The following is a 25,180-nucleotide window of genomic DNA, read 5'->3' as shown; positions in this document are numbered from 1 at the left end:
CGGAACATGCTCAGCCACAGCCCCGGTCCGCGCCGGTACCGTCGGAGGCGGGACCGGCGCCGTGCGCCGGGGCGGTCAGCCCGCGTCCCCCTGCCCGGGAAGGAGGCGTGCCGTGCCCAGGAACTGTCGAGGAAACCGGACCGGCCGCACCGCGGCCCTGGGCCTCGCCCTCGTCCTCCTCCTCGGTGCCTGCGGCGGGACCGTGGACGTACCGATGGCGGCCCCCACGGCCGAGGACGCTCCCGCGGGGCCGGCGCAGCGCCTGGCGGAGCTCGCCGAGGAGGTGCCCGGGGAGCTCGGGGTCGTGCTGCTCGACCCCGAGGGCGGGGAGGTGGCGGCCCGCAACGCCGACCGCCCGTTCACGAGCGCGAGCCTCTACAAGCTCTTCCTCGCCCACGCGGTCCTCGACGAGGTCGACCGGGGCACCCTCTCCCTCTCCGACACCCTGCCCGAGCTGGGCCTCACGGTCGAGCAGGCCCTCGACGTGATGATCAGCTGGTCGGACAACGCCTCCGGCGCGGCACTGGGCCGCCGGCTCGGGTGGCAGGAGGTCGAGGCCTTCGCGCACGAGCAGGGCTTCGGGGCCACGACGTTCGACCCCGGCACCGGGTCCGAGGACGTCGTGGCGATGACCACCACCCCCGCCGACGTCGCCGACCTCCTGGACCGCCTGCGCCGGGGCGAGCTGCTCTCCGGCCCCTCCACCGAGCTGCTCCTGGGCTTCCTCGAGGAGCAGCACCTCGACTACGCCCTGTCCTCGGGCTTCTCCCCGGACGTCGGCTTCGCGCACAAGACCGGCCTGCTGCAGGACGTCTCGCACGACGCCGGGATCCTCGAGCTCGGCGGCCGCGACTACGTCGTCGCCGTGCTGACCGACGGGTGGTCCGACTACGAGGAGTCGGCGCCCTGGTTCGGGGAGGCCGGCCGGGAGATCGAGGCGTCCGTGCGCGAGGACGCCGCCGCGGGCCCGCTGCCGGCGGCGGCGCCGTAGCCGGGCACCGGGCCCCTCACTCCGTCCCGGGCCGCACCGGGACGGTCCGGCCCCGCCAGCGCCGCCGGAGCCACCGGTCGTGCGTGGCCAGCACCACTGTGCCCGCGAAGTCCTCCAGGGCCCGCTCGAGCTCCTCGGCCAGGGCCAGCGACAGGTGGTTGGTCGGCTCGTCCAGGAGGAGCAGCGGGGCGGGCTCCGCGACCAGCGCCGCGAGCGCGACCCGCCGGCGCTGCCCGGGGGAGAGCTCCCCGAGGGGGCGGGCGGCGTCGCCGGCGCGCAGCAGGCCCAGCTCCGCCGGCGTCGGGGCGCGGTCCGCGTCGCGCAGCCGGGCGCGGAAGGCCGCCTCGGCCGTGCACGCGAGGTCCGGCCAGGAGTCGTCCTGGGCCAGGCGGCCGACGACGACGGAGCCCTGCCGCTCCACCGTCCCGCCGTCGGGGCGCAGCTCCCCCGCCAGCACGGCGAGCAGCGTCGACTTGCCGCTGCCGCTCGGGCCCTCGACCAGCACCCGGTCCCCGGCGCGCAGCTCGAGGTCGGTCGGCGCCAGGCGCCCCGTGACCGACGCCCCCGTCAGCCGGACCACCGGGGAGCCGGTGCCGGGCAGGGCGTCCGCGTCCCGGGCGAACCCCGCGAAGCGCAGCGGCTCCGGCGGGGCGCCCACCGCGGTGCGCTCGAGCTCGGCCAGCCGGTGCCGGGCCGAGCGCACCCGACCGCCGACGGTCTTGGCGGCGCGGTCGCTGTAGAACTTCCGGGTGATCCGCCCCTCGGACTTGGGGGCCGTGGTGTGGAAGATCTCCCGGCCGGACACCTCGGCGATCTCTCGCAGCCGCTCCCGCTCCTGCCCCTGGGCGGCGAAGCGCTCGGCCCAGCGGCGGCGGGCGAGCTCCCGCCGCTCGAGGTAGGAGCTGTAGCCGCCCGTGGTGGCCGCGCCCTGGCGGGGCGGTCCGCCGGCGGACTCGTCGGGCCCCAGGGCGGGGTCGAGGTCGACGAGCCCGGTGGCCACCTCGTCCAGGAACCAGCGGTCGTGGCTGGCCAGGAGCACCGGTCCCCGCCAGCCGGCCAGCTCGCCCGCCAGGAAGTCGACGGCGTCGTCGTCGAGGTGGTTGGTCGGCTCGTCGAGCAGCAGCGCCCCGGGGCGGGCCAGCAGCAGGGCCGCGAGCGCGAGCCGGCGGCGCTGTCCGCCGGAGAGCTCCCCGACCGGGCGGTCCCTCGGCAGGCGGGCCAGGCCGAGCCCGGCGAGGACCGTCCCGATGCGGGCGTCGAGGGTCCACAGCCCGTGGCGCTCGGCGTCCCGGAGGGCGGAGTCGTAGGCGTCGGCCGTCGCGGGGTCGCCGGGCGCCCGGGCGATCGCGGCGGCCGCCCCGGCCAGCCGGCGCTCGAGGGCGCGGACCTCCCCCACGGCCCGCTCGACGACCTCTCCCAGGGCGGTCGCGGCGGGAAGATCGAGCTCCTGGTGGAGCAGCCCGGTGCGCCCGGGCCGGTGCACGGTGCCGGTGGCGGGCACCAGGAGGCCGGCGGCCACGTGCAGCAGGGTGCTCTTGCCGGCGCCGTTCTCCCCGATCAGGCCGATGCGCTCACCGGCGGTGACGGTCAGCGACACGTCGGTGAGGACCCGGCGGCCGGGGTGGCTGACGCCGACGCCGTCCAGGCGCAGGTGGTCGGCGCGGTGCGGGGCGGCGGTCGCCGCCGGAGGGGCGGTGGAGGTCACGGTGCGGTCCTGTCGCTGCGGGGACGAGGCCCGCCGGGCCGGTGCGGCACCGGACGCGCGGAGCCCACCGGGGCTCGGATCGACGGTGCCGGCCGCGGGCGCGGGCCAGGGGCGTCAGGACAGGAACATGGCCACCAAGCTACGCCCGCGCCCGCCCACCGGCAAGGGCTCCGGCGTCCCCGCGCGGATCCGGGCCGGCGGCCCGCGGAACCCCGGCACACCCGGGCGGTCCCCGGTGCGCCGGCACCGCCCGGGTCACGGCCGCGGGCCGCCCGGCCCGTCCGGGGCCGCGGCCAGCACCTGCTCGGCCCGGGCGACGACGGCGTCCAGGCGCCCGGCGTGGGCCCCGCGCCAGTACGCCCGGCCGCAGCCGGTGCAGCGGGAGAACTCCCGGTAGGCCCGCCGGGTGCGCGGCAGCAGCTGGTCGGCGACGTCCTCCGCGCTCGCCGCGGCGAGCGGGGCGCCGCAGCGCAGGCACCGGGTCCACGGCGCCAGGGGCGGGGCGAAGCGCTCCAGGACGTCGGCCAGCTGGGCGTCGGCGTCCCCGCCGCGCACGAGGGCGCCCTCGGGCAGGGCGCCGCGGTGGAGCAGGCCCCGGTCCTCGGTCAGCAGCACCCGCTCCTCCCGGGCGGCCCGCTCCACGAGGTGGGCGTCCTCGGCGTCGGGCTCCCACGCGGCGTCGAGGCCCAGCAGGCGGAGCCGGCGGGCGAGGGGGCGCAGGTGGACGTCCAGCAGGAAGCGGGGCGGCGTGTGCCGGGTGGGCTGGGGCCGGCGGCGGGGACGGACCTCCAGCACGGGGTCCGTGCCGGGCCGTGCCGCGGCGGTGGGACGCGCCTCCAGTCCCACGGGCCGCCCGTCGAGGCGCAGCGGGCCGACCTCGGTCGGCGGGATGCCGACCATGCGCACCACGTGGCCGACCGTGTCCGTGCCGGGCACGTCCACGGTGAAGTGCGGGCTCCGGCGTCGCGGCGACAGCAGGAACCACAGGGCGGGGTCGACCTCCAGGACCAGGTGCGGCACTCTCCCAGGATGCCGCACGCCCCGGCCCCCGTCACCGGTCGCGCTCCCGGGACGGCGCCGGGTCCCGGCGGCGACCGAGCGCGGGGAACGCCCCGCGCTGTCGCCGCGACCCGGCACGGTGCTGCGGTGCCGAGCCGGGCTGCTCGGCCGGGGTGCTGGGCCGGGGCGCCGGCTGTCGACTCCGTCCGCGCACGGGCGTAGCCTGCGGAGCATGGACTCCCAGGTGCGCCGGTCGGTGTTCACCACCCGCGACCCGGCGGAGGGCATCGCGGTGCTCGACGAGGTCTTCGCCATCCGGGGCGTGCGCAGGTCGCCGGAGGGCGCGTTCGACATGCGGCTGGCCGCGACCGGCATCGGGCCGGTGGCCTACGAGCGCGTCCTGCTCAGGGGCTCCTCGTGCGCCGGCAGGACGGACGGCGCCGACGTGCTGCGGGTGTGCCACGTGACGGCGGGCGTGCTGAGCGCCACCAGCGCCGGCGACCGCTTCCCGCGCACCGGGCCCTTCCTCTTCCCCCAGCGCACCTTCAGCAGCTGGTGGGACGAGCTCGAGGCGATCACCGTGTGCCTCGACCCTGCGGCGGTGGAGGAGCACGCGCGGCAGCTGCTGGGGGACGAGACCTTTCGGCTGGCGTTCGCGGGGGTCCGCCCGGTCTCGCCGGCCATGACCCGGTACTGGCTGGCGACGGTCTCCCACCTGGCCCGCGACCTGCTGCCCGACGAGCGGGCGATGAGCAGCCCGCTGCTGCGCGCCGAGGCCGCCCGCTCCCTCACCACCGCCCTGCTGCACACCTTCCCCGGCTCCTTCCTGACCCGCGGAGAGGCACCGGCCGGGCAGTCCCGCCCGGCCCCGGCCGGGGTGCGGCGGGCGGTCGCCTTCATCGAGGAGCACGTGGGCGCCGACATCGGCCCGGCCGAGATCGCGGCGGCCGCCAGGATGAGCGTGCGCGGGCTCCAGGCGGCCTTCCGCCGGGAGCTGGACACCACCCCCACCGCCTATCTGCGCGGCGCCCGGCTCGACGCCGTCCACCACGAGCTGCTGGCCGCCGACCCCGCCGCCGGCGCGACCGTGGAGGCCGCCGCCGCGCACTGGGGCTTCAGCCACCGCGGACGCTTCGCCGCGGCCTACCGGCAGCGGTACGGCCAGGCCCCGGCCACCACCCTGCGGAGCTGATCACCGATGCGCGCGGAACCCGGCACGCCGATCCACCTGCACGTGGCGACCACCGACCCCGAGGTGGCCAACGAGGCGCTGCAGCAGGTCTACACGAGTGCGCGCATGGGCCCGGTCGCCGAGGGGGCGCCGTTCCTGTACCGCCAGGAGGTGCGGGGGGACGCCGACCTCAGTCTGGGGCAGCTCACCTTCCGCGGCAGCATCGCCGGGCGGATGGTGCTCGACGAGGTCTTCTCGGTCGTCGTGCCGCGCGCCGGCGGCGTCGACTGGACGATCGACGGTCGGTCGGGCACCGGGCTGGGGGTGTTCCTGGTCCAGCCCGGTCAGGAGTACTACGGCGAGGTGGACCAGCTGCTGGTCGACTCCGCCACCGTCGGACGGGCCACGCTGCAGGAGACGGCCCGGTCGGTCTACGGGGACGAGGCGCTCGAGCCGGCCTTCCACGACCCGCGCCCGCGGTCCCCCGCGCAGGAGAGGTACTGGAGGAGCACCTTCGCGTTCGCGCAGCAGGCCCTGGCCGACCCCGAGATCGCCGAGCTCCCGCTGCTGCGCGCCGATCTGCGGCGGCGGATCGCGGTGGCCACCCTGGAGGCGTTTCCCCTCGTCGCGGAGCCCGGGCCCCGGCGGACCTCGCCCGCCGGGCAGCACGCGGCCTACCGGCGCGCCGTGGAGTACCTGCACGCCGCTGCGCCGTCGCCGATCACGGTCGAGGACGTCGCCCGGCACGCGGGGCTCAGCACCGTGGAGCTCACCCGGGCCTTCCGCTCCCACGCGGGGACCACCCCGGGGGCCTACCTCCGCGAGCTGCGGCTGGTCGCCGCCCACGACGACCTGCTCCGGGCGGACCCCGCCCGGGGCGACACCGTGCGCGGCATCGCCCGGCGGTGGGGCATGGCCCACCCCGGTGACTTCGCGCGCCGCCACCGGCAGGTCTACGGCGAGAACCCGGCCGTCACACTGCGCCGCTAGACCCTCCCGGACGGCACCGGCGCGCGGGCAGGGCGAGGGGCGCCGCCGCGGTGCGGTCGGCGCCCCTCGTGCACGGTCCGCGGGACGGTCAGTTCTGTCCGGCGGAGTCGCGGATGTCCTGGTAGAGCTCGAGCTGCTCGCCGTCGAGGTTGTTCAGGAAGTAGTCCTGGGCCCTGGTCCGGAAGGCCTCGACGTCGACGTCCTCGATGACCTCCGGGGTGCCGGCGGCCTCCCACTCGTCGAGGACCTCCTGCTCCTCGGTCTGGGCGCACTCGAGGTTGTCGGCGCGGGCGTCCCGCACGGCCTCGGTCAGCGCCGTCTGCTGCTCCTCCGAGAGCCCGCTCCATGCGTCCGCGTTCATCACCACGAGCTGCGAGCCCACCGAGTGGCGGTTCAGGCTGACGTAGTCCTGGACCTCGTCGAAGCTGTTCTGCGCCGTGAGCTGCACCGGGTTCTCCTGGCCGTCCACGGTGCCCTGCTGCAGGGCCAGGTAGATCTCCTCGAAGGCCACCGCGACCGGCTCCGCCCCGAGGGCCTCGGCGTTCTGCAGGTGCACGGGGGAGTCGGGGAAGCGGATGCGCAGGTTGTCGAGGTCCGCGGGCGTGCGGATGGGCGAGTTCGCGGAGAAGGTCCGGTCGCCGTAGTACCAGACGTCCAGGATCTTCGCCCCGGTCTCGGTCTCGAAGTCCTCCTTCATCTGCTGCGCGGCCTCGGACTCGTCGAACCAGGAGAAGAGGTGGTCGACGTCGTCGAAGGCGTAGGCCATGTCCATCACACCGATGGGCTCGTAGGTCGCGGCCAGCCCGGAGGAGCCCTGCAGGTCCAGGGCGATGTCCCCGGACATCACGGAGGTGAACCGGTCGGTGTCCCCGCCGAGCTGGCTCGAGGGGAAGATCTCCAGCTCGAGGTCGTCGTCGGCGACGGCCTCCTGCACGAGCACGGCCCCGCAGCGGTTGTGCGGGTGGTCCTCGGGGTAGCTGTTGGCGAAGCTCAGGGACTGGCCTCCGCCCTCGCCTCCCCCGCTCCCGGAGCCCCCGCCGGCGCAGGCGGTGAGCAGGCCGAGGGCCAGGGGCAGGCTGACGGCGGCGGCCAGACGCTGACGGGTGGTGGATCGCATGGTGTTCTCCTGTGGGTCGGTGACGTGGTTCGGTGCTGTGGATCGGTGCTCTGGGTCGGGACGTGGACGGTGGCGCGGGGCGGGCTACAGGCCGAGCAGGGCCGGCAGGCCGGTGACGACCGGCGGGAAGAAGGTGATGATCAGCTGGACGACGACCAGGGGGACCAGGAAGACGGCGATGCCCCGGAAGACCTCGTCCACCCCCCGGCGGGTCACGGAGCTCATCACGTAGAGGACGCTGCCCACGGGCGGGGTCAGGAGCCCGATCATGAGGTTGACGATGATGATCACCCCGAGGTGGATCGGGTCGATGCCGAACTGGGTGGCGATGGGCATCAGCACCGGGACGGTGATCATGATGACCGCGGTGGCGTCGATGACCATCCCCAGCAGGATCAGCAGCACGTTGATCAGGAGCAGGAACACGATCGGGCTGTCGGTGAAGGAGGTGACGAACTCGGCGACCTCCTGGGGCACCCGCTCCCGGGCCAGGATCCAGCCCAGCAGGGAGGCCGAGGCCAGGATGAGGGTGATCGCCGCCGTCGTGGTCGCCGCCTCGCGGACCGCTTCCACGAGGGAGCGCAGATTCAGGGTGCGGTAGACGAAGCCCAGGACCACCATGTAGGCCACCCCGACCGCGGCGGCCTCCGTGGGGGTGAACAGGCCCAGCAGGATGCCGCCGAGGATGATCACGGGGGCGCCGAGCGGGCCGATCACCCGCAGGGTCGCGGTGCCCAGCGTCGACCAGTTGAACGGGATGGTCTCCAGCGCGGTGTTGCGGCGGGTCAGGAGCAGCACGGTGAGCGCCAGCCCCGCCGCCATGAGGAAGGCCGGGAGCACGGAGCCCGCGAACAGGGCGCCGGTGGACAGCGCGGCCACGGAGGCGTAGATGACGGCTGGGATGGACGGGGGCATCACCGGGGCGATCAGGGCCGACGCGGCGGTCAGGCCGGAGGCGAACCGGAAGGTGTAGCCGGCCTTCATCATGGCCGGCACCTGGATCTTGCCCAGGGCCGCGGCGTCGGCCAGCGCGGAGCCGCTCATCCAGGAGAAGCCCAGGCTGGTGGCGATGTTGACGTAGCCGAGGTTGCCGCGGACCCGGCCCAGCAGCGCCAGGGCGAAGTCGAAGATGCGGTCGGCGATCCCGGCGCGGTTGGCGATGGAGCCGAGCAGGATGAACAGGGGCACGGCCAGCAGCGGGAAGGACGCGACGCCGTTGAAGGCCTGGCGGAAGCCGAGGCCCGCGGAGTTCCCCTCCAGGAGCATGTACAGGACGCTGGGGCCCAGGAAGGCCAGGCCCACGGGCGTGCGCAGGCCGATGAGGACGACGATGAGGACGGCGAGGATCCAGATGCTCATGCTCACGCTCCTTCCGCGAGGAGCGGATCGGGGTCGGCGGCGATCGCCCGCGGCACGAAGATCGCCACGGCCGAGCGCACGGTCAGGGTGAGGATCCCGAGCAGGGGCAGCAGGTAGATCCACAGCATGGGGATCCCCAGCGCCGGGGTGGACTGGGAGACGGAGTCCGTGATCAGGAACCACACCTCGTTGAGCAGCAGCAGGGAGGCCAGCAGGACGAGGACGTGGGTCAGCACGTGCAGCGCCTTTGCGGTCCGCCCGGAGGTGTACCGGTCGATCACGAGCACCGTGATGTGCAGTCCGTGGCCGTAGAGGTAGCCGGCCATCAGGAACGTCAGCCCGGCCAGGGCGTAGCGGGAGAGCTCCCCCGCGCCCACCCACGTGCCGGTGGGCAGGTAGCGCTGCACGGCCTGCATCAGGACGAAGACGAAGATCACCAGGATCAGGAGCCCGCCGACCACCTGCTCCACGTAGCCCAGCCAGCGGAGGACGCCGGCCTCCCGGTCGGGCGGCGGGTCGGCCGGCGCTGCCGGCTCACGGATCGACGACATGGTCATCCACTCCTGTTCTCGGGACGGGCGGCTGCTCGGGACGGGCGGCGGCCGGGCGGGCCGCCGGAGGATCGGTGGGCACGCGGACGGGCAGCCCGGTCCGGGCGCTCTGCGCCACGGCGTGGACCACGCGCAGCGACTGCAGGCCCTCGCGGGCGGGGACGCGCGGCGCCGCCTCCCCGCGGAGGACGTGCTCGAAGTGCTCCAGCTGCAGGTCCAGCGGGTCCTCGCGGGGCGCCGCCACGGTGCTGACGGTGGCGGGCTCCGTCCACGAGGCCGCCCCCGGGTGGGTCCGCAGCCGCAGGGTCGGCACGGACAGCGACCCGCGGGTGCCGGCCACGTGGTAGCAGTCCTCGTGCTCGTCGGTCTCGTAGCCGGGGTTCTCCCGGGAGGTCTGTTCCCAGGACCGGGCGGAGGCGGCGGCGTCGGAGACGATGAACGTGCCCAGCGCGCCGTTCGCGAAGCCCAGGGTGAGCGCCGCGGTGTCCTCGACCGCGAAGCCGCGGGCGGCGCTGCCGGCCACGGCCTGCACCCGGACGATCTCCCCGCACAGGGCGCGGAGGGCGTCCACGTCGTGGACGAGGTTGATGAGGATCGGCCCTCCCCCGGGCCCGGTGCGCCAGGGCGCGCTCTCGAAGTAGTCGTCGGGCTTGCGGAAGAGCGCCGAGCCCATGACCGCCACCGGGTCCCCGATCGCCCCGGACGCGATGACCTCGGCGGCGCGGGCCAGCAGCGGGGAGTACCGCCGGTGGTGGCCGACCAGCACGGGCACCCCGCACGCCTCGGCGGCCGTGACGATCTCCTCGGCCGCCTCCAGGGTGTCGGCGATCGGCTTCTCCACGAGCACCGGCACCCCGGCCGCGACGGCGGCCAGCGCCCCCTCGCGGTGGGCGGCGTTCGGAGTGGCCAGGACCACGCCGTCCACGTCCCCCAGGACCTGCCCGAGATCGGCCACCAGGGCGGTGTCCGGTCCCGTGGGCACGCCGGCGGGATCCGCGTAGGGGTCGACGACGTAGCGCAGCTGCAGGTGCCGGCGGCCCAGGACGCGCCGGGCGTGCTGGCGCCCGATGAGGCCCGCCCCCACGACGGCGATGCGCAGTGTCCGCTTCATGTCCCGGCTTCCGAATGTTGGCAACTGTTGCTGTTATTTGAATTATGAGCATGATGTACCTCACAGACCGTGTCAAGGAAGGTGTCATCATGACGACCGAGGCCTCCGGAACCGTGGGCAAGGCCCTGGACCTGCTGACCCTGCTCGGGGAGCACCCGCACGGTGCCACCGCCGCGCAGATCGCCGAGCAGGCGCAGTACCCGTTCAGCACCGTCTACCGGTTGCTGAACACCCTGGTCAGCACGGACTTCGCGACCTACGATCCGCAGGACAAGCGCTACCGGCTGGGCCTGCGCGTCTACCAGCTGGGACAGAAGGTCGCCAGCACCCGCGGCTTCGAGGGCGCCGCGGCACCGATCCTCCAGCACCTCACCGCGGTCACGGGGGAGAGCTCGATCCTCGGCGTGCTCGACGGTCCGCACTTCCTCACGGTGCGCAAGGTGGACGGCCCCCAGTTCCGCACCACCACCGACCCCGGGGACCACGGGTCCCTGCACACCAGCGCCATCGGCAAGGCGCTGCTGGCCTTCAGCGACCCGGGCACCCGCGAGCGCCTGCTGGAGACGATCGAGCTCGTCCCGCGCACCGCGCACTCGCTCACCGACCGCACGGAGCTCCGGCGCCAGGTCGAGCGGATCCGCGTCCAGGGCTGGGCGGGCCAGCAGGAGGAGAACGACGTGGGCATGGCCGCCGTGGCCGTGCCGGTCCTGTCCCCGTCGCACCGGCTGATCGCCGCCGTCGCCCTGGCGGCCCCGCTGTTCCGCACCGACCTCGAGGGCCTGCGGACGTACCTGCCGCAGCTGCAGCAGGCCGCCACGGAACTCGCCCTGGAGCTCCCGCTCCGGCCGTGACGGCACCGGGGCGGCGGGATCCGCAGGACCGGCGCGCGGCTACAGCAGCGGCCAGGGGATCCGGCGGCCGGTGGCGTCCACCGGCAGGACCGCCTCGTCGAGCAGCCGGCGCACCCGCCGCCGCAGCGCGTCCACCTCCGTGGCGTCGAGGAGCTCGGCGAGCTCGGCGGGGACGTCGTCGGCCAGCGGGGCGATGTCGCGGAGCAGCTCCTCGGGGACGGGTTCGCCGGAGAAGTCCCAGACGACGGTCCGCAGCTTGAACGCGGCCGCGAAGCACAGCCCGTGGTCGATCCCCCAGATCCGCCCGTCGGCGCCCCGCAGCACGTGGCCGCCCTTGCGGTCGGCGTTGTTGGCCACGAGGTCGAACAGCGCGATCCGGCGCAGGGCGTCGTGGGTGTCCGGGGCGGCGTCGTAGAGAGTGAAGTAGTGCTGCCGGGGGTCGTGCTCCACGAACCGCTGCAGGGACCCCGCGCCGAACGGGCCGTCCTGCCGCAGCACGGTGGGCGGGACGAGGCCCCAGCCCAGGAACTCGCTCAGCACGTACGCGGCGCGCTCCCGCCGGTGCAGGCCGGGACGGAAGTCGATCAGCGGCCGCTCGCCCTCGAGGGGCTTGTAGATCCCCCAGGCCGTCTGCTCCTCGAGCGTGACCTCGACGAGCAGCGCGGAGTTGCTGCTCTCCCGGATCATGCCGAGGAGCTCGATCCGGCCCTCCGTCAGGAGCACGAGCTCGCCCATCAGCGTCCGCTCACGACACCCTCAGGCCGGCCAGCGGCTCGTCGGTGGAGTTCACCGTGAGCACGGCCGGCGCCTGTCCCTGCGCGTACGAGACCGCCGAGACCGAGCACGGGCTGACCACGATGCGCTGGAAGAGGTCCAGGTGCGTGCCCAGGGCGTGGGCGAGCGCCGCCTTGATGGGGTCGGCGTGCGAGAAGCAGACCACCACCCCGCCCTCGTGGGCCGCCCGCACCCGGTCCACGGCGCCGACCGTCCGCGCCTGCATCTCAGGGAAGCTCTCCCCGCCGGGGAACCGGAAGGTCGAGGGCGCCCGCTGGACGGTCGACCAGGCCTTGAGCCGGGAGAGGCGGGAGAGCTCCTCGCCCGTCCACTCCCCGAAGTCGCACTCGAGCAGGCCCGGCTCCACGACCGCCTCCCGGCCGGTCCGGGCCTCGGTCGGCGCCGCGGTCTCGCGGGTGCGCTCGAGCGGGGAGGTGTAGACGGCGTCGACGCGGACCCCCGCGAGCCGTTCCGCCACCCGGTCCGCCTGCGCCCGGCCGCGCTCGGACAGGTGCAGGCCGGGGGCCCGCCCCGGCAGGACCTTGCCCGTGGTGGGGGTCTCCCCGTGCCGCACGAGCAGGACGAGGGTGCTCCGTGGTGCCTTGCGAGTGCCCATGATGCACCAGCGTACTGGCGGGACCCCCGCGGCCACAGGGGCCGCGGCCCGGCACCGCCGTGGGCCGCGGCCGGGCTCCGCCGTCGGGCCCTGCCGTCGGGCCCTGCCGTCGGGCGCCGGGGAGCGCCGCCGGGGAGCGCCGCCGCGGGCGGCGGGACGCACCGCTGCCGACGACGCCGGACCCCCGCGCACGGGCGCCCCTTGACGCCGGGGTTAAGTTGGCGCTGTGACCGATCACCCGGACATCCGCACGCTCGGCGAGCTCCGCGCCGCCGGCGTCGCCCACAGGACCCTGCGCGAGGAGATCCGCGAGAACCTCCTGCGCACGCTGGCCGAGGGCGGTGACCCCTGGCCGGGCCTGCACGGGCTCGGGCGCACGGTGCTGCCCCAGCTGGAGCGGGCCCTGCTCGCCGGCCACGACGTGGTGCTGCTGGGCGAGCGCGGCCAGGGCAAGACCCGCCTGCTGCGCACCCTCGCCGGCCTGCTCGACGAGTGGTCCCCCGCGATCGAGGGCTCGGAGCTCAACGAGCACCCCCTGGAGCCCCTGACCGAGGCGTCGCGGCGCCGGATCCTGCTCGAGGGGGACGAGCTGCCCGTGGTCTGGCGGCACCGCTCGGAGCGCTACGTGGAGAAGCTCGCCACTCCGGACACGTCCGTGGCGGACCTCATCGGGGACGTCGACCCGATGCGCGTCGCCGAGGGGCGGCGGCTCGGGGACCCGGAGACCATCCACTACGGGCTGGTGCCGCGCTCGCACCGCGGCATCGTGGCGATCAACGAGCTGCCCGACCTCGCCGAGCGCATCCAGGTGGCCATGCTCAACGTGATGGAGGAGCGGGACATCCAGATCCGCGGCTACGTCCTGCGGCTGCCGCTGGACGTGCTCGTGGTGGCCACGGCCAACCCCGAGGACTACACGAACCGCGGCCGGATCATCACGCCGCTCAAGGACCGGTTCGGCGCCGAGATCCGCACCCACTACCCGCTCGAGCTCGAGGACGAGATCGCCGTGATCCGCCAGGAGGCCGAGCTGATCGCCGAGGTCCCGGACACGATCCTCGAGACCCTGGCCCGGTTCACCCGCCTGCTGCGGGACTCCTCCGCGGTGGACCAGCGCTCGGGGGTGTCGGCACGGTTCGCCATCGCGGGCGCCGAGACGGTCGCGGCGGCGGCGCTGCGGCGCGCCACGATCCGCGGCGAGGAGGAGGCCGTGGCGCGGATGGTGGACATGGAGACGGCCACCGACGTCCTGGCCGGCAAGATCGAGTTCGAGTCCGGCGAGGAGGGCCGCGAGCGCGCGATCCTCGACCACCTGCTGCGCCGGGCGACCGCCGAGACCGTCCGGGGCCGCTTCCGCGGTCTCGACCTCGGACCGGTCGTGGAGGCCTTCGACGGCCGCACCACGGTGTCCACCGGCGACGACGTCTCGGCCCGGGACTTCCTCGCCGGGCTCCCCGAGCTGGCACCGGACGACGACGGGGCCGGGACCGCCTACGACGAGATCGCCGCGCGCCTGGGCGCGAGCACGCCGGGACAGCGCGCCAGCGCGATCGAGCTCGCGCTGGAGGGCCTCTACCTGGCGCAGAAGATCTCCAAGGACGCCGACGAGGGCGGCACCGTCTACGGCTGAGGCGCCCCGCCCGGGGAGGACCGCGGCACCGACCGCGCGTCCACGGCACGGGGATCCGGAAGAGACACGGCACAAGACACAGAGGGGGCGTCATGCCCGCACACCACCGGTCCTCCCGCTACGGCCGGTACGCCGGAGGACCCGATCCGCTGGCCCCGCCGGTGGACCTGTCCGAGGCGCTCGAGGCCGTCTCCGAGGACGTCATGGCGGGCTACTCGCCGGAGGAGGCGCTGCGCGAGTTCCTCCGGCGGGGCGGCCGCGGCCGGGACGGTCTCGACGACCTGTCCCGGCGCGTGCAGCAGCGCCGGCGCGAGCTGCTGAAGCGCCACCGAATGGGCGGCACCCTCGAGGAGGCGAAGAAGCTGCTCGAGAAGGCGCTGCGCCTGGAGCGCGAGCAGTTCCTGCGGGACGCCCGGATGGACCCGATGGACCGCTCCTTCCGGGAGATGCAGCTCGACGGCCTGCCGAGCTCCACGGCCGCCGCCGTCAGCGAGCTCGCGTCCTACGACTGGCAGTCCGAGTCCGCGCGGGAGGCGTACGAGCAGATCAAGGACCTCCTGGGCCGCGAGCTGCTGGACCAGCGCTTCGCCGGGATGAAGCAGGCCCTCGAGAACGCCACGGACGCCGACCGGGAGGCCGTGGCGGAGATGCTGCGGGACCTCAACGAGCTGCTCGAGAAGCACGCCCGGGGCGAGGACACCGACGAGGACTTCCAGGACTTCATGGCGAAGCACGGGGAGCACTTCCCCGAGAACCCGCAGTCGGTCGAGGAGCTGATCGACGCGATGGCCCGGCGCGCCGCGGCGGCCCAGCGGATGCTGAACTCCATGTCCCCGGAGCAGCGCCAGGAGCTGATGCAGCTCTCCGCCCAGGCGTTCGGCTCCCCGGAGCTCATGGACCAGCTCGGCCGGCTCGACGCGAACCTGCAGGGGCTGCGCCCCGGTGAGGACTGGGGCGGCTCCGAGGACTTCGGCGGCCAGGACGGCCTGGGGCTCGGCGACGGCACGGGCGTGCTCCAGGACATCGCCGAGCTCGACGCGCTGGCCGAGCAGCTGGCGCAGCACCACCGGGGCGCCAACCTGGACGACATGGACCTCGACGCGCTCGCGCGCCAGCTGGGCGCGGACGCCGCGGTGTCGGCGCGGACCCTGGCCGAGCTGGAGCAGGCGATGCGGGACAGCGGTTACCTGCAGCGCGGCGCGGACGGCGACCTGCGGCTCTCGCCCCGGGCGGTGCGGCGGATCGGGAAGGCGCTGCTGCGGGACGCCGCGCAGAACCTGTCCTCCCGGACCGGTCAGCGCGACACCCGCCTCGCGGGGGCGGCCGGCGAGCCCTCCGGCGCCACCCGGGAGTGGCAGTTCGGGGACGCCGAGCCCTGGGACACCACCCGCACGATCACCAACGCGATCCGGCGCACGGCGGCCGAGGGCGGCGACGCCCGCCGGGGGCTGCGCCTCGACGTCCGGGACATCGAGGTGGCGGAGACCGAGGCGCGCACGCAGGCCGCCGTCGTCCTGCTCGTGGACACCTCGTTCTCCATGGCCGCCGAGGGACGCTGGGTGCCCATGAAGCGCACGGCGCTGGCGCTCCACCACCTCGTCTCCACCCGGTTCCGGGGGGACCAGCTGCAGATCCTCGCCTTCGGCCGCTACGCCCGCGCGCTGCCGGTCGACGAGCTCACAGGCCTGCCGCCGGTGCGGGAGCAGGGCACCAACCTGCACCACGCGCTGCTGCTCGCCACGCGGTTCTTCCGCAAGCACCCGTCGATGCAGCCCGTCCTGCTCGTGGTCACCGACGGGGAGCCCACGGCGCACCTGCTGCCCGACGGCGAGAGCTGGTTCTCCTGGCCCACGGAGCCGGAGACCCTGCGCGCCACGGTGGAGGAGCTCGACCGGCTGGGGCGCATGGGGGCCCAGGCGACGTTCTTCCGGCTCGGCGACGACCCCGGGCTGGAGCGGTTCCTGCGGCGGATGGCCGAGCGGATCGACGGGCGCGTGGTGGCCCCGGACCCGGCGGACCTGGGCTCCGCCGTCCTGGACGAGTACCTCGGCGCCCGCTCCGGGGACCCCGACGATCTCTGACGGGCGGCGCCGCCCGGGAGCGCGGGGCCTCCTCGCCGCGTGCGGTCCCCGGCCGCCCGCGGCGAGCGGCGGACCCCGGGTCAGGGGACTGCGTTCACGGCAGGGGCAGCCGGGGTCCGGCGGTCAGCGGGCCGCGGAGGAGCCCCCGTCGGCCGGCGGGGCGGCATCCGGCCGGTCGGTCGTGGCGCCGCCGTCCTCCGCGGCGGACGCCGCCGGGGAGGAGTCTGCCGGGGCGGACGCCGCGGAGTGCTTCCCGTGGTGCTCGGCCTGCGCCTCGTGCGCGCCGTGGGCGGCGTGCTCGGCCTCGTGCTCGCCCTTGCCGAAGGGCAGCAGCTCCCACACCAGCACCAGGACGGCGCCCCAGGCGAGGCCCAGGACCGCGGAGAAGAAGGTGTTCGTGAGCCAGGCGAGCGTCGCGCCGAGGCCGCCGGGGACGGCGTCGTGCACGAGGACCTCGACGTGGTGGACGGCCTCGTAGGGGGCGTGCCAGCCCAGTTCGTCGAGGCCCACGAGGATGATGTGCCCGCCCACCCAGAGCATGGCGGCCGTGCCCACGACCGAGATGACCGCGAGCAGCCCGGGCATGCCCTTGACCAGGCCGTGGCCGATCTTCTGCGTGGTCGGGGAGGACCGCTCGGCCAGGTGCAGGCCGAAGTCGTCCATCCGGATGATCAGGGCCACCACGCCGTAGACCAGGACCGTGATGCCGAGTGCGACGACCACCAGGATGGCCGCGCGCGAGAGCAGCGGCTCATCGGCCACCTCGTTGAGGGAGATGACCATGATCTCGGCCGAGAGGATCAGGTCGGTGCGCACCGCGCCGCCGACCATCGTGTCCTCCGCCTCCTTGCCCTTCTCGACCACCGGGGTCTTGGTCTTGGCTCCGTGGCCCGAGAGCTTGGCCCAGATCTTCTCGGCGCCCTCGAAGCAGAGGTAGCTGCCGCCGAGCATGAGGATCGGGGTCAGCAGCCACGGCGCGAACTGGCTCAGCAGCAGGATGACCGGGAGGATGAAGATCAGCTTGTTGCGCAGCGAGCCCTTGGTGATGCGCCAGATGATGGGCAGCTCGCGGGCCGGGGAGATGCCCTGGACGTACTGCGGGGTCACGGCGGTGTCGTCGACGACGACGCCGGCGGCCTTCATGCTCGCCCGGCCCGCGGCCGCGCCGATGTCGTCCACGGAGGCCGCGGTGACGCGGGCCAGGGCGGCGACGTCGTCCAGCAGGGCGATCAGACCGCCGCTCATCGGAGGACCTCCGGCGTGGTCTCGGCAGGGGCGGGCGGTGCCGCGGTGGTGATCAGCATGTTGACAGAGTAGAGCGTCGGACGCCCGGATGCTCCCGCGCGGACCCGGCGGGCACCGGTGACCTGCCGCTGCCGCCGGGACCGGACCGCGGCCGGTGCGCTGGTCCGGGCCGGCTCTGCCCTGGAAGCCCCTCGTCCACGGAGCCGGCGCGTCGAGAAGATGACCTGCCGGAGCTCCGGCAGGCTGCGCCCGTCCGTGCCGAGGCCCGGAGCTCCTCGGCACGGACGGGCGGCGGGACGGTTCACGCGGCCGCCAGCGACACCTCCGGGGCCCGGTGCCGGGCGGAGCGGGCCTGCTCCACGAAGGCGGCGAACAGTCTCCGCCGGTCCGCCCCCGGACCGCGCGGGTCCTCCGGGTGCCACTGCACACCGACGACCCAGCCGAGGTCGCGGTGCTCGGTCGCCTCGACCATGCCGTCCTCGGCCACCGCGGTGACGCGCAGCTCGGGGGCCACGACGCCCACCGCCTGGTGGTGGGCGGCCCGGACGGTGAGCCGCCGGGCGCCGAGGACGTCCGCCAGCAGGCTCTCCGGCTCCAGGGTGACCTCCTCCTCCACGCACATCGCCTGCCCGGGCCCGCCCCGGTGCCGGTGCCAGGTGTCGAGGTGGGTGATGAGGGTTCCCCCGCAGGCCAGGTTGAGCAGCTGGGAGCCCCGGCCGACGGCCAGCAGGGGGGCGTCGCGGCCCAGGCTCTCCCGGACGAGCTGCAGGGTGTAGAGGTCAGCGCGCCGGTCCACCCCGTACTCGTGGGGCTCGTGCCCCTCCGCGCCGTACAGGGAGGGGTCGACGTCCCCGCCCCCGAGCACCAGGACCCCGTCCGCGGCCGCCGTGACGGCGGGATCGGGCAGCTGCCGGGCGCTGGAGTCGACCAGGACCGGGCGGGCGCCGGCGTTGACCAGCGTCTGCAGGGCGGTGCGGGTCGTGCGGCGCATCAGGTCCCGGGTGTGCGGAGCGAGACCGGGGAAGTTCAGCGAGACCACGACGGCCACGGTGGGCGCTCCGGCCCGCAGACTCCACAGTCCCACGGGAGTCACCTCGTGCTCATTGAGTCGAACAGTCCGGCGGTTCATGCGATCATCTCCTCTTCGATCGGTGGGGTCTTCGTTGCCGGTTGAACGGCGGGTGGCGCAGCGGGAGCGCGGACGGAGGGTCGGTGCCGCCGGACCGCCGGAGAGCACTGGTGGGTGCGGACGGAACCGGCCGTCCCGGTGGAGCCGGCCGGTTCCGCGGGAGACGACGGTGGACGGCCGGGTGGCCGTCCACGCCGTGACCTCTCCGGCGAAGACACCTGCTGCAGGTGATGCGGATCACTCTGCCCGAGCCGGCAAGGCCGCGTCCTCCCTCGGGGAGAAGAAGATTCCCGAATATTCGCGGTCGACGAAAATCGGCGTCACGGCCGCGGACACCGGTCACGAGCGGCGGCCACGCCCCTGGGCGCCCTGTGTCAGCACCGGGGAGGACAGCTCGTCGTCACACTGTTCAATGCACTTCCACGGACCTCGGCCACATGCCTAGTCTGAGTGATCAGCGCCGGACCCCCGGTCCGGCGATGCGGTCCAGCCCCAGGCCGCCCCGCTCCCTCTGCGCACAGGAAGAAGGCATCATCCACTCCGCCTCCGGGGCTCTGGCCGTCGAGCTGCACCCCCACTCCCCCGTCCGATGGATCGCCACCTACTACCCCATGAACGAGACCCCCGCGGGACGCTGGGCCGAGGTCACCTGGCCCCTGCACCAGGTGCTGGTGCCCCTCCCCCTCGATCCCGCGGAGACGGCACGGTGGCTGGAGGTGCGCAGCGCCGATCCCGACCACCCCTGCTACGCCCGCCACCGGGCCTGGGCGCACCACCTGGCCGCCGGGTACACGGCGGCGCTGGCCGCCTTCGACGCCGACGCCACGGACGGGCCGCGGTCGCTCCAGGAGGCACTGCGGCGCACCGACGTCACGACCGTCGTTCCGGCCGGGCAGCTGTCGGAGTGGGTGCTCGACGACCTCGAGGACGAGACCTCGGACGCCCGCCGCTGACCGGGACGGCGCCGTCCGCCCTGGAGGTGCAGGTGCCGCGACCACGGGCGTGCACCGGACTCTCGTCCGGTGGGGTACACTCTGGTCCTTCCGTGCAGAACCGCCCCTGCACAGCACCACCCCGCTCCAGGAGGACGCACCACATCATGGCCACCGACTACGACGCTCCGCGCACCCGACCCGAGGACGAGCCGGCCAACGAGTCCCTGGAGGCGATCCAGGTCCAGCGCAGCGCCACCACCCAGACCGCGGTCATCGACGCCGAGGACTTCGACACCGCCNNGCGGACCTCTCCCACGAAGAGCTCACCGTGGCCGTCGTCCCGGAACAGGCCGACGAGTTCACCTGCGGCTCCTGCTTCCTGGTCCGCCACCGCTCCCAGCTCGCCCGTCAGAAGAACGGGACCAGCTACTGCACCGACTGCGAGGGCTGAGCCCCGCCCCTCCGGCAGGCCCGGCGGCTCGGAGCACCCGGGGACGGCAGCTCCACGGGATCCCTACTCCGGATTGTCCACGGAGACCGGGTTGTCCTCGTCCGGGTCCTCCCCGGGTGCCGGCTCCTCGGCACCGGAGGCCTCGGCCGCCGGCTCGCTCAGGCGGTCCTCCACGGCCTGGCGGAAGTGCTCTGCGGACTCCGGATCGGCCAGCCCGTCCGAGGCGTCCGAGGCCGGGTTCGACCGGTCCTGCGTGTTCTCCTCCTCCGGGTCGGAGGGGCGGGGGGCGTCTGGGGTGGCGTTCATCGCGTGCCTTTCGTCTCGGCGGGCAGGTCCACATCTCCTGGTGCAGCTTCTCCACCGGAGGACCGGGACATTCGGGAGTCTCCGGGTGCTGGGGCGCCGCGGCGGGTCATGGCGGCCGCCGCGACCTCGCCGGATCGCCGGTCGAGGCCGGGACGACCGTGGGTCCTTCCCTTCGGGACGCCCACCGTGAGGCGTCCCTGGTGTCGTTCCTATCGCGGTCCGACCTGCGGTGACAAGAGCCGCGGCCGGCGGACCCCGGCCGCGGTCCGCGGGGAGCGGATACGCTGGGCCCAACAGCACGCTGTGGCGACGACCGGTCGGATCCACCCCTCCGGGAGGCAGGGGTCCGCAGGTTCTCGGCCCGGGCCTTCCGCCGGATCGGACCGGAGGAGCTCCGGACCAGCATCCAGGCCGTCGAACCGGCGGAGCGCCCGCGTTGCACCACTCACTTGACGGGAGTCGAACCATGGCAGATGGCAGGACAGTCCTGGAGGCCTCCGCGGACCTGTTCCGTGCGCACGGCATGACCCTGATCTTCGGCAACCCGGGGTCCAACGAGCTGCCCTTCCTGGCCGGGCTGGGCGAGGACTTCGACTTCGTGCTGGGACTGCACGAGCAGGTGGTGGTGGGCATGGCCGAGGGCTACTCCCGCGCCTCCGGCAAGCCGGTCCTGGTCAACCTGCACGCCGCGTCCGGAACCGGCAACGCCATGGGCGCGCTGACCAACGCCCGGTATGCGCACGTGCCGCTGGTGCTGCTGGCGGGCCAGCAGGTGCGGCGCACGGTCGGGCAGGAAGCCATGCTCGCCAACATGGAGGCGGGAATGCTGACCTACCCGCTGACCAAGTACGCGCACGAGCCCCTGTCCGCCACCGATGTGCCGCGCACGCTGTCCCAGGCCGTGCTCGAGGCCACCACCCATCCACGAGGCCCTGTCTACGTGTCGGTCCCCCTGGACGACTGGAGCGAACCGGCCCTCCCCGATGACGCCCTGCTGCTCGAACGCTCGGTGACCACCGCGGGCGGGCTGCCCGATCGGATCGCCCGTGAGCTGGTCGCCGCCGTCGACGACGCCCGGAGCCCGGCGCTGGTGCTGGGTCCCCAGGTCGACGCGGCCGCGGTCTCGGATCCCGCGGTCTTCGCCGCCGTGCTCCGGCTGGCCGAGCACGCCGACGCGACGGTGTACGTGGCGCCGTCCCCGTCCCGGGCACCGTTCCCCACCACCCACCCCAATTTCGGCGGCGTCCTGGTCCCGGGCATCGACTCGGTGCGCCGCCGGCTGGCCGGGCACGACACGGTGCTCGTGCTCGGCGCACCGGTGTTCCGGTACCACCGGTGGGAGCCGGGGGACTACCTCGAGCCCGGCACGCAGGTCTGGCAGGTGACGCAGGACCCGTCCGAGGCCACCCGCGCCCCCTTCGGCCGGGCGGTCGTCGCCGATGTCGCCGATGCCGTCACCGTGCTCGCCGAGGGCGTGCGGGACCGCGGTGCTCGGCGCCCGGAGCGCCGGCTGCCCGCGGCGAGGACCTCTCCCGAGGGGATGACGGGCACAGAGATCCTGGAGGTCCTGAACCAGCACGTCGACGACCGCGTGGTCTACGTCAACGAGACCACCACCCTGGACCTGGAGTATCTCGAGCGGGTCGCCATCGACCGGCCGGGCGGCTATCACTTCCCGGCCTCCGGCGGTCTCGGCTTCGGCCTGCCGGCCGCCGTCGGAATCTCCCTGGCCGCGCCGGAGGCGACCGTCGTGGCCACGGTCGGCGACGGGTCCGCCAACTACGGCATCACCGCGCTGTACACGGCGGCGCAGCGGGGCACCCGCACCGTGTTCGTGATCGTCAACAACTCCGGATACGGCGCGCTGGCCGGATTCGCCGAGCGAATGGGCGTGCCCGACGTGCCGGGCCTGGTCCTGGGCGAGATCGACTTCGTGTCCCTCGCCCAGGGGTACGGGGTGCCCGCCACCCGCACCACCACCCGGGCGGAGTTCGAGGAGGCCTACCAGCAGGCTCTGCGGGCGGACGGCCCCGCCCTCATCGACGCCCGGGTGGTGTGAGGCCCGGGACCGGCTCCTTCAGCTCCTGGAAGCACTCATCCGGCGGGGCCGGTCCGGCACCGGGCGCTTGTCGAACACCGTGCTCCCGATCTCCTGCTCGGCCTGGTTGTTGATGGACAGGTCGATCCTGGAGCGGTCCCGGACCAGGCTGACGGCGACCAGGGCCACCACGCACATCCCGATCAGGTAGACGGCGATGGCGGGCGTGCCGCCGGTGGCGTCGAGCAGGGCCTGGGCGATCATCGGCGCGAAGGCACCGCCGAGGATGGCGCCGATCGCGTAGGAGATCGACACGCCGGAGAACCGGATCGATGCCGGGAACAGCTCGGAGTACAGGGAGGCCTGGGGGCCGTAGGTCAGGCCCGTACCGATGCAGACGAGGCCCAGTCCGATGTACAGGTTGAGCAGGGAGCCCGAGTCGATGAGCAGGAACAGCGGCCAGATCGTGAGGATCAGCCAGACGTAGCCGATCTGGTAGGTGAGCTTGCGCCCGATGCGGTCGGAGACGATCCCGGCCCCCAGCGTGGAGACCAGCCACACGGTGGCGGCGAAGGTCATGGCGACCAGCACGTCGGTCCGGGAGAGCCCGACCGCGTCCGAGGTGGCGTAGGCGGGGATGAAGCCTCCGGTGGACATGTAGCCCACGGAGTTGTTGCCCACGAAGATCAGGGCCGCGATGGCCACGAGGTGCCAGTACTTGCGGAACAGCTCCACGATCGGGACGCTCGCCTGCTCCTTCTTGGCGGCGATCTCCTGGAAGACGGGGGACTCGTCCACGGCGATGCGGACGAAGTAGCCGACCGCGATGAGGACGATCGAGGCGGCGGACGGAATGCGCCATCCCCACTCGAGGAACTGCTCCCCGGGGGAGATCACCCCGGTCATCAGGGCGGTGACGGCGGTGGCCAGCAGCAGGCCCAGGGGCACGCCCAGCTGGGGCATGGAGCCGGCCAGCCCACGGCGCTCGGCCGGCGCGTGCTCCACGGCCATCAGGGCCGCCCCGCCCCATTCGCCGCCGACCGAGATGCCCTGGACGATGCGCAGCAGGACCAGCAGCACCGGGGCGAGCACCCCCACGGACTGGTAGGTGGGCAGCAGACCGATCAGATGGTGAAGATCGGCGTCAGGAAGTCCGACAGCTCGGCGGTCGCGGTCAGCGGCAGCACGTGGGCGACGTACTGGTCCGGGCGGACCACCACGACCACGCCGTCCCGGCTCAGCCCCCGGGCCGCGTAGATGTCATCGGCCGGGTCCGTGCCCCACACCTTGTTCAGGTTCGAGATCTGGAACCTGCCGACCTTCGGGCGGAACACGGACGGCACCTTCATCAGTTCCACCTCCTCGTGCGGCTGCTGGTAGACCACGTTGAGGTCGAACAGGGCGTCGAGGTCCTGGCCCTCCGGGGTGAACCGGCGCACCGGGGACTCCGCGGAGTCCATCCACTCGGCCCAGGCCCGCAGCGCCGAGTCCTGCGCGGAGGACACTGCGGCGTCGGCGAAGGCGTAGATCCGCCACCGCCCGTCGGCGGTGTGCTGGTGGCCCAGGAACTTCGGGTTGGTGTCCGAGACGCGCTTGACCGGATGCGCCTTGAACCGCTTGCCCAGGGGGAAGCCCGTGGCGAGGTCCTGGTGCACCGCCTCGCCCACGAGCAGCCCGGCCGGGTACTCCGTCATGAAGCCCGCCGGGAACTCGGCGGTCTTCTGGTAGAAGTCCTCCAGCGCGGACGCGCTCCCCAGCTCCTCCGGCTTGGCGGCCATCATGGCGGACCACTCGCGGTCGAAGTCGATGAGGTTCTGGGCCACGGGCTGGCGCTCGGCCGAGTAGGTGGACAGCAGCGACGCGGGGCTCAGCCCGGTCAGCACGTGGCCCAGCTTCCAGCCCAGGTTGAACGCGTCCTGGATGGAGACGTTCATGCCCTGGCCCGCCTTGGCCGAGTGGGTGTGGCAGGCGTCGCCGGCGATGAACACCCGCGGGCTGCGCTGTCCCGCCTCCTCGACGGGGACGTCGTCGAAGCGGTCCGTCACCCGGTGGCCGACCTCGTAGACGCTCCACCACGCCACGTCCTTCACGTCCACGGTGTAGGGCGAGACGATCTGGTTGGCCTGGGCCACGATCGACTCGATCGGGGTCCTGCGGACGGCGCCGGCGTCGTCCGCGCTGACCTCGCCCAGGTCCACGTACATGCGGAACAGGAAGCCGCCCTCGCGCGGGATGTGCAGGATCGATCCGTGCTTGGACTGGATGGCGCACTTGGTGCGGATGTCCGGGAAATCGGTCTCGGCCAGGACGTCCATGACGCCCCACGCGTGGTAGGACACCGCACCCACGTGCTGGGCACCGATGTCCCGGCGGACCTTCGAACGCGCGCCGTCGCCCCCCAGGACGTACTTGGTGCGCACGACGCGCTCCTCGCCCGGGCTCGTGCCGCCCTCCGGCTGGTCGCCGGTGCGCTTCAGGGTCACGGTGACCGGGTACTCCCCCTCACCGACCTCGAGCTTCACGAACTCCCAGCCGAAGTACGGTGCGGTCCGGGACGGGGCGTTCTTCGCGAAGCGGGCGAAGTAGTCCAGCACGCGCGCCTGGTTGACGATCAGGTGCGGGAACTCGCTGACCCCCGTGGGGTCGTCCACGGCCCGTGCGGTCCGGACGATGTGCCCCGGGTCGGCCGGGTCCGGCTTCCAGAAGTTCATCTCGCTCAGGTGGAACGCCTCGGCGGTGATCTCCTCGGCGAAGCCGAAGGCCTGGAACGTCTCGACGCTGCGGGCCTGGATGCCGTCGGCCTGGCCGATCTCCAGCCGGTAGGGGCGGCGGTCGACGAGGCAGGTCATGACGTCCGGGAAGCTGGCCAGCTGGGCGGTGGCGGTCATGCCGGCCGGGCCCGCGCCGACCACGAGCACGTCCATGGTCTCGGGCAGCTCGGGGGAACGGTCGACGCCCACACCGGCGGCGGGCTGGACACGGGGGTCCGTGGACACGTACCCGTGGTGGTGGAACAGCATGGGGCCTCCTGGCGGAATGAGAGGGAGGAACGGCCTGCGTGTTCTATAATGGAACACACCGTTCTTTTATCGAACTCTTGGGACAGATCATATACGGTGGGTGATCGTCC

General features: G+C 73.9%; 21 protein-coding genes and 1 pseudogene. 9 read left to right on the top strand and 13 right to left on the bottom strand.

The features are described from left to right. The first annotated feature begins 112 nt into the window (after positions 1 to 112). A complete protein-coding gene (locus tag AVL61_RS02635) occupies positions 113 to 991 on the top strand; it encodes a serine hydrolase (protein WP_197412621.1) in 879 nt (292 codons plus the stop codon). A 16-nt stretch (positions 992 to 1,007) separates the two neighbouring features. Here the strand turns inward: AVL61_RS02635 and AVL61_RS02630 are convergent, their stop codons facing one another. Beyond that, a complete protein-coding gene (locus AVL61_RS02630) occupies positions 1,008 to 2,696 on the bottom strand; it encodes an ABC-F family ATP-binding cassette domain-containing protein (protein ID WP_058872803.1) in 1,689 nt (562 codons plus the stop codon). Positions 2,697 to 2,951: 255 nt separating this feature from the next. Further along, positions 2,952 to 3,716 (bottom strand): Mut7-C RNAse domain-containing protein, encoded by a 765-nt coding sequence (locus AVL61_RS02625; RefSeq protein WP_058872802.1) that lies wholly within the window; start codon positions 3,714 to 3,716, stop codon positions 2,952 to 2,954. A 211-nt stretch (positions 3,717 to 3,927) separates the two neighbouring features. On the opposite strand from AVL61_RS02625, the gene AVL61_RS02620 reads away from it, so the two are divergent. Both AVL61_RS02620 and AVL61_RS02615 read left to right on the top strand, forming a co-directional pair. After that, a complete protein-coding gene (locus tag AVL61_RS02620) occupies positions 3,928 to 4,887 on the top strand; it encodes an AraC family transcriptional regulator (RefSeq protein WP_058872801.1) in 960 nt (319 codons plus the stop codon). A gap of 6 nt (positions 4,888 to 4,893) precedes the next feature. After that, a complete protein-coding gene (locus AVL61_RS02615) occupies positions 4,894 to 5,856 on the top strand; it encodes a helix-turn-helix transcriptional regulator (protein ID WP_058872800.1) in 963 nt (320 codons plus the stop codon). Positions 5,857 to 5,944: 88 nt separating this feature from the next. Here AVL61_RS02615 and AVL61_RS02610 read toward each other — a convergent pair whose 3' ends face one another. From AVL61_RS02610 to AVL61_RS02595, 4 genes are all read right to left on the bottom strand, one after another. Beyond that, entirely contained in the window at positions 5,945 to 6,973 is a 1,029-nt protein-coding gene (locus AVL61_RS02610; protein WP_058872799.1) for a DctP family TRAP transporter solute-binding subunit, read from the bottom strand. 84 nt (positions 6,974 to 7,057) lie between these two features. Continuing rightward, on the bottom strand, positions 7,058 to 8,332 hold the full coding sequence (locus AVL61_RS02605) for a TRAP transporter large permease (protein ID WP_058872798.1): 1,275 nt from the start codon (positions 8,330 to 8,332) through the stop codon (positions 7,058 to 7,060). Between the two features lie 2 nt (positions 8,333 to 8,334). Continuing rightward, entirely contained in the window at positions 8,335 to 8,889 is a 555-nt protein-coding gene (locus tag AVL61_RS02600; protein WP_082696912.1) for a TRAP transporter small permease, read from the bottom strand. Beyond that, on the bottom strand, positions 8,867 to 9,994 hold the full coding sequence (locus tag AVL61_RS02595) for a Gfo/Idh/MocA family protein (protein WP_082696911.1): 1,128 nt from the start codon (positions 9,992 to 9,994) through the stop codon (positions 8,867 to 8,869). The genes AVL61_RS02600 and AVL61_RS02595 overlap by 23 nt, the downstream gene beginning before the upstream one ends. A gap of 89 nt (positions 9,995 to 10,083) precedes the next feature. Between AVL61_RS02595 and AVL61_RS02590 the strand changes: the two genes are divergently transcribed. Then, a complete protein-coding gene (locus tag AVL61_RS02590; protein ID WP_058872796.1) occupies positions 10,084 to 10,845 on the top strand; it encodes an IclR family transcriptional regulator in 762 nt (253 codons plus the stop codon). A gap of 39 nt (positions 10,846 to 10,884) precedes the next feature. Here the strand turns inward: AVL61_RS02590 and AVL61_RS02585 are convergent, their stop codons facing one another. Continuing rightward, entirely contained in the window at positions 10,885 to 11,580 is a 696-nt protein-coding gene (locus AVL61_RS02585) for an SCO1664 family protein (RefSeq protein ID WP_058872795.1), read from the bottom strand. A 10-nt stretch (positions 11,581 to 11,590) separates the two neighbouring features. Then, positions 11,591 to 12,235: an MSMEG_4193 family putative phosphomutase gene (locus AVL61_RS02580; RefSeq protein WP_058872794.1), complete on the bottom strand. Its 645-nt coding sequence runs from the start codon at positions 12,233 to 12,235 to the stop codon at positions 11,591 to 11,593. A gap of 226 nt (positions 12,236 to 12,461) precedes the next feature. Between AVL61_RS02580 and AVL61_RS02575 the strand changes: the two genes are divergently transcribed. Continuing rightward, entirely contained in the window at positions 12,462 to 13,865 is a 1,404-nt protein-coding gene (locus AVL61_RS02575; RefSeq protein ID WP_058872793.1) for a magnesium chelatase ATPase subunit I, read from the top strand. 92 nt (positions 13,866 to 13,957) lie between these two features. Then, the gene (locus AVL61_RS02570) at positions 13,958 to 15,946 is read left to right on the top strand and encodes a vWA domain-containing protein (RefSeq protein ID WP_058872792.1); all 1,989 of its coding nucleotides are present in this window, start codon (positions 13,958 to 13,960) and stop codon (positions 15,944 to 15,946) included. Positions 15,947 to 16,069: 123 nt separating this feature from the next. Here the strand turns inward: AVL61_RS02570 and AVL61_RS02565 are convergent, their stop codons facing one another. Both AVL61_RS02565 and AVL61_RS02560 read right to left on the bottom strand, forming a co-directional pair. Further along, positions 16,070 to 17,191: a DUF808 domain-containing protein gene (locus tag AVL61_RS02565; protein ID WP_058872791.1), complete on the bottom strand. Its 1,122-nt coding sequence runs from the start codon at positions 17,189 to 17,191 to the stop codon at positions 16,070 to 16,072. 301 nt (positions 17,192 to 17,492) lie between these two features. After that, positions 17,493 to 18,275 carry a gamma-glutamyl-gamma-aminobutyrate hydrolase family protein gene (locus tag AVL61_RS02560; protein ID WP_231738257.1) on the bottom strand — a complete coding sequence of 261 codons (783 nt, stop codon included), beginning with the start codon at positions 18,273 to 18,275 and terminating at the stop codon, positions 17,493 to 17,495. Between the two features lie 656 nt (positions 18,276 to 18,931). Here AVL61_RS02560 and AVL61_RS17730 point away from each other — a divergent pair. Both AVL61_RS17730 and AVL61_RS02550 read left to right on the top strand, forming a co-directional pair. Further along, complete coding sequence (locus tag AVL61_RS17730; RefSeq protein WP_231738256.1) at positions 18,932 to 19,273, top strand: hypothetical protein; 342 nt, start codon at positions 18,932 to 18,934, stop codon at positions 19,271 to 19,273. A 146-nt stretch (positions 19,274 to 19,419) separates the two neighbouring features. After that, a pseudogene (locus AVL61_RS02550) lies at positions 19,420 to 19,706 on the top strand (DUF4193 domain-containing protein). A gap of 63 nt (positions 19,707 to 19,769) precedes the next feature. Here the strand turns inward: AVL61_RS02550 and AVL61_RS02545 are convergent. Continuing rightward, positions 19,770 to 20,012, bottom strand: coding sequence for a hypothetical protein (locus tag AVL61_RS02545; RefSeq protein ID WP_058872789.1), 243 nt, complete (start codon positions 20,010 to 20,012; stop codon positions 19,770 to 19,772). Between the two features lie 466 nt (positions 20,013 to 20,478). Here AVL61_RS02545 and mdlC point away from each other — a divergent pair, with 466 nt between their 5' ends. Next, complete coding sequence (mdlC, locus tag AVL61_RS02540; RefSeq protein ID WP_058872788.1) at positions 20,479 to 22,071, top strand: benzoylformate decarboxylase; 1,593 nt, start codon at positions 20,479 to 20,481, stop codon at positions 22,069 to 22,071. An 18-nt stretch (positions 22,072 to 22,089) separates the two neighbouring features. Here the strand turns inward: mdlC and AVL61_RS02535 are convergent, their stop codons facing one another. Continuing rightward, positions 22,090 to 23,148 (bottom strand): MFS transporter, encoded by a 1,059-nt coding sequence (locus AVL61_RS02535; protein WP_331457097.1) that lies wholly within the window; start codon positions 23,146 to 23,148, stop codon positions 22,090 to 22,092. Positions 23,149 to 23,174: 26 nt separating this feature from the next. Beyond that, complete coding sequence (locus AVL61_RS02530; protein ID WP_058872787.1) at positions 23,175 to 25,070, bottom strand: FAD-dependent monooxygenase; 1,896 nt, start codon at positions 25,068 to 25,070, stop codon at positions 23,175 to 23,177. Positions 25,071 to 25,180 lie beyond the last annotated feature (110 nt).

It is taken from the genome of Kocuria rosea subsp. polaris (assembly GCF_001483755.1).
GTDB classification, from domain to species: Bacteria; Actinomycetota; Actinomycetes; order Actinomycetales; family Micrococcaceae; genus Kocuria; species Kocuria cellulosilytica.
The sequence above is the reverse complement of the archived record's forward strand: the minus strand, read 5'-3'. Positions and strand labels throughout refer to the sequence as shown.

Coding starts and splice junctions, on each gene's coding strand:
- AVL61_RS02605 (WP_058872798.1), bottom strand. CDS start 8,332: ATGAGCATCTGGATCCTCGCCGTCCTCATCGTCGTCCTCATCGGCCTG.
- AVL61_RS02570 (WP_058872792.1), top strand. CDS start 13,958: ATGCCCGCACACCACCGGTCCTCCCGCTACGGCCGGTACGCCGGAGGA.
- AVL61_RS02620 (WP_058872801.1), top strand. CDS start 3,928: ATGGACTCCCAGGTGCGCCGGTCGGTGTTCACCACCCGCGACCCGGCG.
- AVL61_RS02580 (WP_058872794.1), bottom strand. CDS start 12,235: ATGGGCACTCGCAAGGCACCACGGAGCACCCTCGTCCTGCTCGTGCGG.
- AVL61_RS02565 (WP_058872791.1), bottom strand. CDS start 17,191: ATGAGCGGCGGTCTGATCGCCCTGCTGGACGACGTCGCCGCCCTGGCC.
- AVL61_RS02545 (WP_058872789.1), bottom strand. CDS start 20,012: ATGAACGCCACCCCAGACGCCCCCCGCCCCTCCGACCCGGAGGAGGAG.
- AVL61_RS02615 (WP_058872800.1), top strand. CDS start 4,894: ATGCGCGCGGAACCCGGCACGCCGATCCACCTGCACGTGGCGACCACC.
- AVL61_RS02600 (WP_082696912.1), bottom strand. CDS start 8,889: ATGACCATGTCGTCGATCCGTGAGCCGGCAGCGCCGGCCGACCCGCCG.
- AVL61_RS02595 (WP_082696911.1), bottom strand. CDS start 9,994: ATGAAGCGGACACTGCGCATCGCCGTCGTGGGGGCGGGCCTCATCGGG.
- AVL61_RS02585 (WP_058872795.1), bottom strand. CDS start 11,580: ATGGGCGAGCTCGTGCTCCTGACGGAGGGCCGGATCGAGCTCCTCGGC.
- AVL61_RS02590 (WP_058872796.1), top strand. CDS start 10,084: ATGACGACCGAGGCCTCCGGAACCGTGGGCAAGGCCCTGGACCTGCTG.
- AVL61_RS02610 (WP_058872799.1), bottom strand. CDS start 6,973: ATGCGATCCACCACCCGTCAGCGTCTGGCCGCCGCCGTCAGCCTGCCC.
- AVL61_RS02530 (WP_058872787.1), bottom strand. CDS start 25,070: ATGCTGTTCCACCACCACGGGTACGTGTCCACGGACCCCCGTGTCCAG.
- mdlC (WP_058872788.1), top strand. CDS start 20,479: ATGGCAGATGGCAGGACAGTCCTGGAGGCCTCCGCGGACCTGTTCCGT.
- AVL61_RS17730 (WP_231738256.1), top strand. CDS start 18,932: ATGAACGAGACCCCCGCGGGACGCTGGGCCGAGGTCACCTGGCCCCTG.